Raw genomic sequence first — 12683 nt, 5'->3', positions numbered from 1 at the left:
CGGATCAGGCGATCGGCGGCAACCGGTCGAGATGCTTTTCCAGCGTCAGCGGGTAGTCACGAACCCGCACACCCGTCGCGTTATAGACTGCATTCGCCACCGCGCCGGCGACGCCGCACATGCCCAGTTCGCCGACGCCCTTGGCCTTCATCGGGTTCGCCTTGTCATCGGCTTCGTCGAGGAACACGACCTCCTGATGCGGGATGTCGGCATGGACCGGCACCTCATAGCTGGCGAGGTCGTGGTTGACGAACATGCCGAACCGCTTGTCGACCGCCAGTTCCTCCATCAGCGCCGATCCCGCGCCCATCGTCATCGCGCCGATCACCTGACTGCGCGCCGATTTCGGGTTGATGATCCGACCCGCCGCACACACCGCCAGCATCCGGCGGATGCGGGTGGTGCCGGTATAGGCATCCACCCCGACCTCGACGAAATGCGCGCCGAACGTCGCCATTTGATAGGTCTTGTCGAGCTTGTCGAATTCGATCTTGTCCTCGGCGATTAGGTCGCCGCCGGCCGCCGCCGCGCGCAGATCGGTGGAGCGCCCGCCGCCGTTTACCTTGCCATCGGTGAAGTCGGCGGTCGCCGGGTCGATGCCCAGCCGCTGCGCCACCTGTTCGCGAAGTCGCACGCACGCCGCATAGACCCCGGCGGTCGCATTCGCCGCACCCCATTGCCCGCCCGACCCGGCGGATACCGGGAACGCCGAACTGCCAAGCTTCACCACGACCGCCTCGGCCGGCACGCCCATCATTTCGCCGGCCGTCTGGGCGATGATCGTGTAGCTGCCGGTGCCGATATCGGTCATGTCGGTTTCGACCGTGACGATGCCGTCGCGACCCAGCCGCACCCGCGCGCCCGACGCCATGTTCATGTGGTTGCGAAACGCGGACGCGACGCCCATGCCGACCAGCCATTTGCCGTCGCGCACCTGTCCCGGCGTCGCATTGCGCCGCGACCAGCCGAAGCGTTGCGCCCCTTCCTCCAGACACCGGACCAGTTGCCGCTGCGAAAAGCGCCGCTCGGGCTTTGCGGGATCGACCTGCGTATCGTTCCTGACGCGCAGCGCGATCGGATCGATCCGCAGCTTTTCGGCCAGTTCGTCCATCGCGATTTCGAGCGCCATCATCCCCGGCGCTTCGCCCGGCGCGCGCATCGCATTGCCTTCGGGCAAATTCAGCACCGCCAACCGCATCGAGGTGAGGCGGTTCGCCCCGGCATAGAGCAGCTTGGTCTGGTTGATCGCCGCTTCGGGACCACCGTTCGGCTGATCGCCCGACCCGCTCTCATGTGCGATCGCGGTGATCGTCCCGTCGGGTCGCGCCCCGATGCGGATACGCTGGCGGGTTGCCGGGCGGTGGGTGGCGTTGTTGACCATCATCGGCCGCTGCATGGCAAGCTTCACCGGCCGCTTCGCCGCCCTGGCACCCAGTGCCGCCAGCACGGCATCGGCGCGCAGGAACAGCTTTCCGCCGAACCCCCCGCCGACATAGGGCGACATCAACGTGATCTTTTCCTTCGGAATGCCGAGCGTCTTCGCCAGATCGCCACGGCCCCAGTCGATCATCTGGTTCGACGTCCACAGCGTCAGTTCGTCGCCCTTCCACGCCGCGATCGACGCGAACGGCTCCATCATCGCATGGCTGTGGTCGGGGGTCGTATATTCGGCATCGATCTTGACCGGCGCAGCGGCAAAGGCGCTGTCGAACGAACCGACCCGTGCGACGCCGCCATCACCATCGGCGAGCGGGGCATCCTTCAGTGCCTCGTCCAGATCATATTGCCCCGGCGCCCGCGCATAATCGACCCGCACCAGCGCAGCGGCGGCACGTGCCTGTTCAAACGTCTCGGCAACGACCAGCGCCACCGCCTGATGATAATGGTCGACCTGCGGCCCGGCGAGCAGCTTTACCGTATTCATCTGCCCCTTGCCGAGCTTGCCGGCATTCTGGGCGGTGACGATCGTCAGCACGCCGGGCGCGCCGCGCGCATCGTCGAGGTTGATCGACCGGATCGTCCCCTTCGCCACCGCCGCGCCGACGATATAGCCATAGGCCTGGTTGGCGATACCCTGATGCTCATAGGCATAGGGCGCGCCGCCGGTCGTTTTCAGCGGACCGTCGATGCGGTCGTGCGCGCGGCCGACCACCTTCATCCGGTCGATGGGATTGGTCGTCGCGGGAGTGTCGAACTGCATGGATTATGCCTTGGCTTGCGCGATGACCGATGCCAGCGCGCGGGTGGCGAGCGGCAGCTTGAACGCATTGTCCTTGGTGGGGGTGGCCCCCTGAAACGCACGGGCGGTGACGGCGGCGGCCCCCTGCGGCAGCAAAGCGTCAGCCGCCTCTACCCGCCACGGCCGCGGCGCGACCCCGCCGAAGGCGACGCGGCCGGACCCGTCGCGCTGGATCACCGCCGCAACCGATACCAGTGCATAGGCATAGGATGCCCGGTCGCGCACCTTTTCGTAAAAATGCTGGCCGCCGATCGGGCGGGGCAGGGTGACGGCGGTGATCAGTTCGCCGGGCTTCAGTACCGTATCGACGTCGGGCCGATCGCCCCACAACCGGTGGAAGTCGGCGATCGGAATGGTGCGCCGCGCACCCGCGCCATCGATCGTTTCGATGCTGGCGTCGAGCACGCGCATCGCCACCGCCATGTCGCCTGGAAACGTCGCGATGCAGGCGTTACTCACGCCGATCACGCCCAGTTGCCGCGAATAGCCGCCGATCGCGGCGCAGCCCGAACCCGGCTTGCGCTTGTTGCAGGCCATGTTCGTGTCGTAGAAATATGGGCAGCGGGTCCGTTGCAGCAGGTTGCCGGCGGTCGATGCCTTGTTGCGCAACTGTCCCGAAGCGCCCGCGACGATCGCCCGCGTCAACACGCCATAATCGCGCCTTACCCGTTCATCGGCAGCAAGATCGGTATTGGTCACCAGCGCACCGATCCGCAGACCGCCGTCGCGGGTCTTCTCGATCCTGTCGAACCCCAGATCCTGCACATCGACCAGATGCGTCGGCGTCTCAATTTCCAGCTTCATGAGGTCGAGCAGGTTGGTGCCGCCGGCGATGAACTTCGCGTCGGGCCGGCTGGCGACGATCCGTGCCGCCGCGACCGCATCGCGCGCGCGTTCGTAGGTAAAGGCTCTCATGCCTTGGCTCCCGCCACATCGGCCATGGCATCGGCGATGTTCGAATACGCGCCGCAACGACAGATATTGCCGCTCATCCGCTCTCGCATTTCCATGTTGGTCGCGGCCGGACGCTTGGTCAGGTCGGCCTGCACATGGCTCGGCACGCCACGCCGGATTTCGTCGAGCACGGCGACTGCCGAACAAATCTGTCCCGGCGTGCAATAACCGCATTGATACCCGTCATGCTTCACGAACGCCGCCTGCATCGGATGCAGCTTGTCGGGCGTGCCCAGCCCCTCGATCGTCACGACCTCGTCACCCTCATGCATCACCGCCAGCGTCAGGCAGGAATTGATGCGCTTGCCGTCCACCAGCACGGTGCAGGCACCGCACTGGCCGTGATCGCAGCCTTTCTTGGTGCCGGTCAGGTGCAGGTGCTCGCGCAGCGCATCGAGCAGGGTGGTGCGCGTATCGAGCGTCATCTGCTGCGGCTTGCCGTTCACCCTGAAGCGGACCGGCATCGTCGGCGGCGACGCGGGCCGGGGTGCCGATTGCGCCGTCGCAACAGCCGGGGTCACGGCAACGGCCGCGCCCATCGCGCCACTTGCCAGCACGCCGCGGCGTGAAATTTCCATGTCGGGCCTGTCCGCCATTCGATCGATCATCCTTGTCAGGGAACATCCCCGAAAGCCCGACAACGCACGACGATGCCGATCGCCCCGTCGCGTCGCAACGACGGTACGCAATCGGGCGAAGCCGCCGTGGATTAGCCGGGCAGGCCGCCGGTCTGACGCAGCGCCTCGCCCAGCGCGAGCGCGGTGGCGGTGGCAAGGTTCATCGATCGCACTACTGCCCGGATCGGCAGGCGCAGGCGCTCGTCACACATCGCGGCGATGTCGGCGGGTACGCCGGCGCTTTCCTTGCCGAACAACAGCACGTCGTCGGGCAGGAATGCGAAATCATAGGATGATCGCTCGCTTTTGGTGGTGAACAGCACGAGGCGCGGCGGCGCCACGGTCGAACGGAACGCGGCGAAGTCGGCATGACGCGTGACCGAGACATGATCGATATAGTCCATCGCCGTCCGCCGGACCCGACGATCGTCCCATGCGAACCCCAGGGGCTCGATCAGGTCGACGGCGACGCCCAGACAGGCGCCCAGCCGCATCACCGCACCGACATTGCCGGCGATTTCGGGTTCGTAGAGAGCGATCCGCATCGCCGCTGCTTGGCCGCTCGGCGTCGGCCGCGCAAGGCCGCATCCTACGCCGTTTGTCCGGGGCGGTCGGTCAGCCTGCCATTTCGACGGGCGCGATCAGATGGTCGACGACGCGCATCGGCCGACCGATGAAATAGCCCTGCAACTGGTCGCAGCCCCATTCGCGAAGCTGCGCCAGTTGTTCGGCGGTCTCGACCCCCTCCGCGACGATCGACATGCCGAGGCTCTTGCCAAGACCGATCGTCGCCTTGACGATGACGGCGGAAGGGGCGTCGGATAACATCGCCGCGACGAAGCTGCGATCGATCTTCAGCTTGTCGAAGGTGAATTCCTTCAGGTTGCTGAGCGAGGAATGTCCGGTGCCGAAATCGTCCATCGCGATGATCGCCCCCGCAGCCTGCAACCGCCGCAGCGTCGTGTGTACCGCATGGCGATGCTGGTCGAGCAGGGTGGCGCTTTCGGTCACTTCCATTTCGAGCCGATCGGTCGTCACCCCGTGCCTTGCGGCCAGGTCGATCAGACTGCCGGCAAGTTCGGCGTCGCGGAATTGCAGTGGCGACAGATTGAGCGCCAGGTGCATGTGCTCGGGCCACCGTGCCGCCGCCGCCATTGCCGTATCGGCAACCCAATGGCCGATACGGCTGATCTGGCCCGTCGCTTCGGCGATCGGAATGAAGACGTCCGGCGGAATATTGCCCAGATCGATATGGGTCCAGCGCAGCAGCGCCTCGAACCCGGCAATCCGACCGTCGGGCGTTGCGATCGGTTGATAGGCGAGGTGCAGCTGGTTTGCATCGATCGCCCGTTCCAGATCGCGACCCAGCCGGCTGCGCAGGCTCACTTCCTCCAGCAGGCTGGTATCGAAGAACCGTGCGGTATTCCGCCCGTCCGATTTGGCACGATACAGCGCCATGTCGGCAAGGTTGTGGAGGTCGCCGCCGCTTTGATCGGGCGCGGCGATGGCAACGCCGATGCTCATCTGGATCGGGACATCGGCAGTCAGCGTGGCGTCGGTCGCGCGCGCGATCCGCCGCAACAGGCCCTCGGCGGCTGCGGGTTGCGCCGGTGCGATCTGGATGATCGCGAATTCGTCCCCCCCGATCCGCGCGACCAGGTCGCTGGCCCGCACGCAGCCCGACAACAGCTTGGCCGCGCGTCGCAGCGCATCGTCGCCGCCGGCATGGCCGCAACGGTCGTTGATGCTCTTGAACTGGTCGAGGTCGATCGCGAACAGCGTGACCTTCTCACCCGTCCGGCGCGCCCGCAGCAGCTCGTGCGACAGCCGGTTCTCGAACAGCAACCGGTTGGGCAGGCCGGTCAGCGCATCGTGATGGGCGAGGAAGTCGACACGGCGTTGCGCGCTGCGCTGTGCCTCCATCGCCTTGTGATATTCGGAAACGCCGCGTGCCAGATCGCCGACCTCGTCCTGCCGGTCAAGACAGGGCACGCTTTGCCCGACCGGACGGTCCGCACGAAATGCCCGCAGGATGCCCGCGATCGACGTCAGCGGTTCTATGACGCGCAGATGCAGCCACAACGCCATGACCAGCAGGGCGAGGATGACCGCGCCCGCGCTCAACAGCGCGCGAAAGGTGCCGCGATGGTTCAGCGCGATCGCATCGTCGGCTGCGTCCCCGATCGCGCGGCCCATCGCATCGCGGGTTCGCGTCCGTTCGGTTTCCAGCGCCTTGAGCGCGTCGAGAAACCGCGGCATCGTCGGCTTGATCCCATCGGGGTCGATCCGGGCGATATCGACAAGTTCCTTGCCGATCGGCACGAATGCCAGCGTCGCAGCGCGGGTCCGCGCCAGCGCGATCCGCAACTCGGGCGGCAGCGCGCGATCGGGGTCGTTCGCCGTGACGTTGTTCAGCGCCCGAAACGCCTGCAACTCCGCGGACAGCGCGCGCCATTGCGCGTCGGGCACGGTGCCGTGTCGTTCGGCCAGCCGGGTCGCGTCGCCGATCGACAGGCGCAGCGCACGCTGCGCGGCATCCTGCCGGTCCTGTCCACGCAGCAATTCGGTCAGATGACCGATATGCCCCGCCGCATCGCCCACCTCCGCACCGATATGCAACCAGCTCGCCAGCAGCAACAGCGACGGCAACAGCACCGCTGTGCAGGCGACGGTCACCTTGGTCGAAATCGAGAGATGCACCGGCGACTCCCCGTGGAAGAGCGCAACGTAGGATAAAAGCTTTACCAACAAGTTAGGATTTCGAACACCCGTCACCCCCGGCGACGATGGCGGGCGGCGGTCGTTCAGCGGCGACGACGCGGCGGCATGGGCGACATGGCCGCGGCGGTATCCGGCACGACTCCCCTGGGCGACGTCGCCAGCCGACGGATTAGGTCAGTCTCGGCAGTGCGATAGGGGCTGCCATCGGCGCGGAACACCTCGTGGAACCAGATGGTCGGTTCGGCCATCACATAGGGCTTTTGCCAGCTGTCCCATGGCAACCGGGTCTGCGTCTTTCCATCGACGAACCCCCAGTTCATCATCCCGACATTGTACCGCTTGGCGATCGGCAGCGATCCGTCGAACGTCGACCCGTTCCCGCGCGCCATATATTCGGTGCAGAGGATCGGGCGTTTGTACGGCAGCAATTGCCGGATGCGCCCCTCGAACGTCTCCGGCCAGCTATAGTCGTGAAAGGTGATGACGTCCGACTGGCCGAGTTGCAGCTTTTCCATCGCCGATCCCTTGCCACCCGGTGTCCAGTCCTGCCCGATCCAGACGCCCGAGGTGATCGGCTGCATCGGATCGGCGTCGCGCGCCCAGTCGAACACCTGCGCCAGCAGCGCGCGGACCAGCGGCTCCTTGCCGTCCTGCCCCGGATATTGGTCGGCGCCATTGTCGGGCTCGTTCCACACGTCCCAGCCGAGCACGCGGTCGTCGCGCCCGAAGGCGGCGATCACCCCCTGCACATAGGCCTTGTACGCCGGATAGCGGCTCTTGTCGCGCAGCCCCGCCATGCCCGGCCCCTGTACCCAGCCCGAATTATGGACACCGGGGATCGGCGGATGCTGCGGCCCGAGCTTCGGGTTCGGGTCCCAGCAGCTGTCGAACAGCACGAACAGCGGCTTGATCTTGTGCCGTGCCGCGATCTGGAGAAATTCGTCGATCCGCCGCTTGAAGCCTTCCGGGTCCTGCGTCCACAGCTGGTCGTGCAGGAACACGCGCATCGTGTTCATGCCGATGCCCTGCGCCAGGTTCAGCTCGTAATCGATCCGCTTCGGGTCCCATGTCTCGGCCTGCCACATCTCGAACTGGTTGATAGCGCTGGCGGGCGTGTAGTTCGCCCCGACCAGCCATGGCTGCCTGGCATACCACGCATCGGCCTGCGCCTCGGTCCAGCGGTCGCGCGCCTGCGCGGGCGACAGCGTCAACATGGTCGCACCCAGCAGCGCGGCGGCAAATCGCTTCATCCATTCTCTCCCGTTCATGTCGCTTGTCCGGCGCACCCGTTGCCCGGGATATTGGCCGAAGTGCTTCTTCTGTAACCGTTTTCAATTATCACATATAACCGTATTGTGAACGTGCGCCACCGCTGATAGGTCGAAGTGGACCGGCGGCGCGAGATCGTCCGGCCATGACCGCTGGGGAGGAACTATGATCGACAAGCCTGTATTGCGAGGCTCGGTATCGATGCTGGCGGCGCTCACCGCCCTGCTGCCGGCGGCCGCGCTGGCGCAGGTCGGCACGGCGCAGGAAACGCCCAAGCCCACCACGCCGTCCGACCAGTCGGTCAGCCCGACCGCACCCGCGCCATCGGCACAGGAAAGCGCGACCGACGATGGCGACATCGTCGTCACCGGCCTGCGCCGCAGCCTGCAATCGGCGCAGCAGTTGAAGCGCAATTCCGACGGCATCGTCGATGCGATCGTCGCCGAGGATATCGGCAAGCTGCCCGACACCTTCGCCTCCGCCGCTCTCGCGCGCGTGACCGGCGTGCAGGTGACGCGCGGTGCGGGCGAGGCGGCCGGGGTCCAGATCCGTGGCCTGCCCGATATCAGCACCACCTATAACGGGCGCGAGATCTTCACCGCCGAAGGCCGCTTCGTCGCGATTCAGGATTTCCCGGCCGGCACCGTCGCCGCGCTGGAAGTCTACAAGTCTAGCACCGCGAACCTGATCGAGGGCGGCATCGGCGGACAGGTCAATGTCCGCGGCCGCCGGCCGTTCGATTTCAAGGGCCTCGAAATCTCCGGCTCGCTGAACGGCGTGAACTGGGAGCAATCGGGCGGACTGACGTGGAACGGCAACCTCCTGGTCAGCGGGCGCTGGAACACCGGCATCGGCGAGATGGGGTTGCTGGTCAACGCCTCCTATGTCGGCCTCAACTATCTCGACGCGACGCGCGAACAGTCGCTGGTGATCGGCACGACCAGCGCCGCCAATGCCGGCGTCGGCGGCGTCCGTTATCCTGACGCGCAGGGACGCTTCACCAGCAACGGCAAGCGGTTTCGGCCATCGGCCAATGCCGCGTTCCAGTGGCGGCCGAGCTCCGAACTCGAAATCTATGTCGATGGCCTGTATCAGGGCTATCGCGGCCATGACTCCAACCAGTGGATGTTCGTGCCGATCTTCGGCGGCGACGCCTTCCGCCTCAACAACCTGACGACGCGCGACGGCAATCCGACCATCGCGCAAGGCGCGACCGTGGTCGGTGCGAACACGCCGGACGGCTATTTCACCTCCGCCAACGGCCGCACCGACACCTATCAGGTCGGCGGCGGCGCGACCTGGACCCGCGACCGGCTGCGGCTGTCGGCCGATATCGCCTATACCGACAGCGCCTACACCTTCAATCTGAACAATATCGACTATCTGTTCGCCAGTTCGCCGACCCGCAACGTCGTGTTCGAAACGCCGAGCGGTAATTACGGCGGCCCCAGCTTCAACTTCGTCGATTTCGACGTGACCGATCCCGCCAATTTCCTGACGCGCGGCTTCTTTCAGGAATTTCTCAAGGTCAGCGGCAAGGATATCCAGACCCGCTTCGATGCGCAGTACGACCTCGGCGAAGGGTTCTTCCGTGAATTCAAGGTCGGGTTCCGCTACAACGACCGCGACGCCAATCGCGATCGCGGCGCGCCCTATATCAGCACGTTGAATGGCAGCCCGCTGACCGATCAGCGTATTCCGATCTCGGCGTTGCCGATCGACATCGGCTCGACCCGGCCCGCGTTCAAATTCGACAATGCCTTTCCGGTCCGGACGTTCGCGTCGATCACCGAACCCAGCATCCGGTCGAACATCGCCGAACTGCGATCCTTCTTCGGCGCGCCGGAGGGAAATCCCGCGTTCAATCCGACCGAGAATTTCCGCGCCAATGAAAAGGCGTACGCGACCTATGCACAGATCAAATACGGGTTCGATCTCGGGTCGACGATGACCGTCGACGGCCTGGTCGGGCTGCGCGCGATCAAGACCAGGACACGGATCGGCGGCTTCGCGCGCGACGAAACCGATCCCGCCAACCCGACCTTCAGCCCGGTGGTCGCCGAAAACGAATATACCGATTACCTGCCGAACGTCAGCGCCCGCGTTCGCTTCAACGACGAACTGCAGATGCGGCTGGCCTATACCCAGACGCGGACCCGGCCGAACTTCTTCGATCTGAACCCGACCCTGACCGTCGGGCCGCCGCCGGTCATCGATCCCAATAATCCGCCGAACCCGAACGACCCGAACAGCAACCTGCGCAATATCTCGGGCGGCAATCCCGATCTGAACCCGCTGACGTCGGACAATTACGACGTCAGCCTCGAATGGTATTTTTCCCGCACCGGGTCGCTGACCGGCGCACTGTTCCGCCGTGATGCGCAGGGGTTCATTTCGCGCGTGGCGATTGCGCCGGTCGATCTCGGCTATGGTCCGTCGCGCTTCGACCGGCCCGAAAACACCGGCAAGACCCGGTTCAACGGTGCCGAACTCGCCTTTACCAGCTTCCTCGACATCGACGGTCTGCCCGAATGGATGCGCGGCTTCGGGGTGCAGGCGAACGCGACCTATATCGACGCGCGCGGCGATCTGGCGACCGGGCTCAGCGCGTCGCCCAACGTCGCGGGCACCCGCGTGCCGTTCACCGGCGTGTCGGAATGGTCGGGGAACCTCGTCGGCCTCTACGAACGCTCGTTCTTCTCGGCCCGGCTTGCGTACAACTACCGGTCAGACTTCGTCAGCTATTACAGCGTCGAACCGCTCGACGTCGGTGCCGACGGATCGCCGCGCACCCGCGCCGTGATCGAAAAGGGGCGGGGGCAGCTCGATTTCTCGACGACGCTGACGCCGGTGCCGAACGTCACGCTGGCGTTCGATATCGTCAACCTGCTCGGCAACCCGATCAAGCGCACGCGACAGTTCAACGATGCAGGCGATGTCTATACGCGGCAGATCCAGTATCTTGAGCGGGTCTATTCGCTGGGCGTCCGTTTCCGCTTCTGATCCGGAGCGGAGTCTTGTGAAAGCGCCGAACGCCTACCTCTGGCGTACCCCCGCGAAGGCGGGGGTCCAGGGCCGCCAGCGGAAGCGGTTGTTTGGCTTGGCTCTGGACCCCCGCCTTCGCGGGGGTACGGCGAATTCAGGGTTGAGCGAACGGCTCTTGCAGGCATGTTCTTAAAAGGAACGGCGGAGCAGTTTCGTCAACGTCCCGACGAACCAACACAAGATCCTCTGAACCCACAGGACCCCCCCCATGCGCAAATACCTGTTCCTGCCGCTAATCCTCCTCACCAGCGTCGCGGCGGCCCCGGGCGGCAATCCGCAGTTCGAGGGTGCCGATCCGCACGCGATGTTCATCGGCAACGAACTGTGGGTCTTTCCCACCGGCGGCCCCGGCGGAAGCTGGGCCGCCGACCGGTTCGGGGCCTTCTCGACCCGCGACCTGAAGAGCTGGCGACCGCGCGGCGAACTGATCCGCCGCGATCAGATCGGCTGGATCGAGGATGACGGCGCGCCCGAACATTTCCTCTGGGCACCGGGCGTCGCGACGCGGAACGGCAAATATTATCTCTATTTCTCCGTCGGGCCGCAAAACCCCACCCCCAGCCGGATCGGCGTCGCCGTCGCCGACCGGCCGGAGGGACCCTATAGCGACAGCGGCCGCCCGCTGGTGACCGGGGGCAAGGGCTTCGAAGCAATCGACCCGATGGTCTTCAACGATCGGCGGTCGGGAAAGAGCTATCTCTATGCCGGCGGCAGTGCCGGTTCAAGGCTGCGGGTGTGGGAACTGAAACCCGACATGGTGACCATCGCCCGCGAGGTGCCGGTCGCCAACCCGCCGCAATTTACCGAGGGCGCTTTCCTGCACGAACGCGGCGGCACCTATTATCTGTCGTACAGCCATGGCCGGTTCAACGGACCCGATTATTCGGTGCATTATGCGACCGCGCCGTCTCCGGTCGGCCCATGGAACTATCGCGGCGCGATCCTGACCAGCGATGCCACGCACAAGGGGCCGGGCCACCACAGCTTCGTTACCACCCCGAACGGCCAGTCGCTGATCGTCTATCACCGCTGGGAAAACCCGCAGGGCGGCGCGCCCTATCGCGGCGAGCGGCAGGTGGCGGTCGACCGCATACGCTACGCCCGCGACGGCCGCATCCTGCCGATCAAGATGACCGACGGCGCGGATGCGCCAACGCTGGTGGACAAATAGCCTTCTATGCGCGGCCGGGCGGCGGCGAGCCGCCCGGTACGCCCTTTATGGCTTGGCCGGAGCGGCGGGCTGCTGCTCGGCCGGAGCCGGAGCCGGGTTGTTCATCGCCTGAACTTCGGCGGCGGTCTTGAAATCGAGCAGCTCGACCTGAAACACCAGATCGGAATTGGCCGGGATCGATCCTGCTTCCCGTGGGCCATAACCGAGCGCGGCGGGAATGCAGAAGCGGACAACCGATCCCTTGGTCATCGTCTGCAACGCTTCCGAAAAGCCGGGAATGACCTGATCGATCGGCAGCGGCGATTGCATGCCCTGATCGAACATCGTGCCGCTGGCCGCCAGATAGCCGATATAGTTGACCAGCGCGATGTCGGTCGCGGTCGGCCTGGTGCCCGTACCGGGCCGCAGGACGGTATAGCCGAGGCCCGACGCCGTTCTGGTCGAACACAGCCGTTGTCCGGCCGGGATGGTCGGATTGAGCGGAAGCGGGATGATCGCATTGTCGGGCTTCACCACCGCGACGGGCTTTTGCGCGACGGCCGGTACGGTCGATAGCAGCGCCAGCAGGGGCAGGGCGGACAGGCGGGCGGCGCGGAACAATTGGCTCATGCGGCGCGCCTATAGGCCGGACCGCCCCGCCGCGCCATGCGTTTCCGCTGGACATATG

At 65.6% G+C, this 12683-nt stretch carries 9 protein-coding genes; 2 read left to right on the top strand and 7 right to left on the bottom strand.

What is annotated here, in order from left to right; genetic code table 11:
• Window positions 1–4: 4 nt before the first annotated feature.
• The 6 genes from paoC to ASE90_RS17515 all read right to left on the bottom strand — a co-directional run bounded on the left by paoC (window position 5) and on the right by ASE90_RS17515 (window position 7781).
• On the bottom strand, window positions 5–2200 hold the full coding sequence (paoC, locus tag ASE90_RS17540; protein WP_056003917.1) for an aldehyde oxidoreductase molybdenum-binding subunit PaoC: 2196 nt from the start codon (window positions 2198–2200) through the stop codon (window positions 5–7).
• Between the two features lie 3 nt (window positions 2201–2203).
• Window positions 2204–3154 carry an FAD binding domain-containing protein gene (locus tag ASE90_RS17535; protein WP_056003914.1) on the bottom strand — a complete coding sequence of 317 codons (951 nt, stop codon included), beginning with the start codon at window positions 3152–3154 and terminating at the stop codon, window positions 2204–2206.
• On the bottom strand, window positions 3151–3789 hold the full coding sequence (gene paoA, locus ASE90_RS17530) for an aldehyde dehydrogenase iron-sulfur subunit PaoA (protein WP_056003911.1): 639 nt from the start codon (window positions 3787–3789) through the stop codon (window positions 3151–3153). The genes ASE90_RS17535 and paoA overlap by 4 nt, the downstream gene beginning before the upstream one ends.
• Before the next feature lie 113 nt (window positions 3790–3902).
• Window positions 3903–4355, bottom strand: coding sequence for a tRNA (cytidine(34)-2'-O)-methyltransferase (locus tag ASE90_RS17525; protein ID WP_056003908.1), 453 nt, complete (start codon window positions 4353–4355; stop codon window positions 3903–3905).
• Window positions 4356–4425: 70 nt separating this feature from the next.
• A complete protein-coding gene (locus ASE90_RS17520; protein WP_056003905.1) occupies window positions 4426–6510 on the bottom strand; it encodes a putative bifunctional diguanylate cyclase/phosphodiesterase in 2085 nt (694 codons plus the stop codon).
• Between the two features lie 104 nt (window positions 6511–6614).
• Entirely contained in the window at window positions 6615–7781 is a 1167-nt protein-coding gene (locus tag ASE90_RS17515; protein ID WP_056003903.1) for a cellulase family glycosylhydrolase, read from the bottom strand.
• 184 nt (window positions 7782–7965) lie between these two features.
• Between ASE90_RS17515 and ASE90_RS17510 the strand changes: the two genes are divergently transcribed.
• Together ASE90_RS17510 and ASE90_RS17505 are read left to right on the top strand one after the other, a co-directional pair.
• Window positions 7966–10803 (top strand): TonB-dependent receptor, encoded by a 2838-nt coding sequence (locus ASE90_RS17510; protein WP_056003899.1) that lies wholly within the window; start codon window positions 7966–7968, stop codon window positions 10801–10803.
• Between the two features lie 250 nt (window positions 10804–11053).
• The gene (locus ASE90_RS17505; RefSeq protein WP_056003896.1) at window positions 11054–12016 is read left to right on the top strand and encodes a family 43 glycosylhydrolase; all 963 of its coding nucleotides are present in this window, start codon (window positions 11054–11056) and stop codon (window positions 12014–12016) included.
• A 45-nt stretch (window positions 12017–12061) separates the two neighbouring features.
• Here ASE90_RS17505 and ASE90_RS17500 read toward each other — a convergent pair whose 3' ends face one another.
• Window positions 12062–12625 (bottom strand): FKBP-type peptidyl-prolyl cis-trans isomerase, encoded by a 564-nt coding sequence (locus ASE90_RS17500; protein WP_056003894.1) that lies wholly within the window; start codon window positions 12623–12625, stop codon window positions 12062–12064.
• Window positions 12626–12683 lie beyond the last annotated feature (58 nt).

The sequence above is a fragment of the Sphingomonas sp. Leaf67 genome, from assembly GCF_001421965.1.
Classification (GTDB): domain Bacteria; phylum Pseudomonadota; class Alphaproteobacteria; order Sphingomonadales; family Sphingomonadaceae; genus Sphingomonas.
The sequence above is the reverse complement of the archived record's forward strand: the minus strand, read 5'-3'. Positions and strand labels throughout refer to the sequence as shown.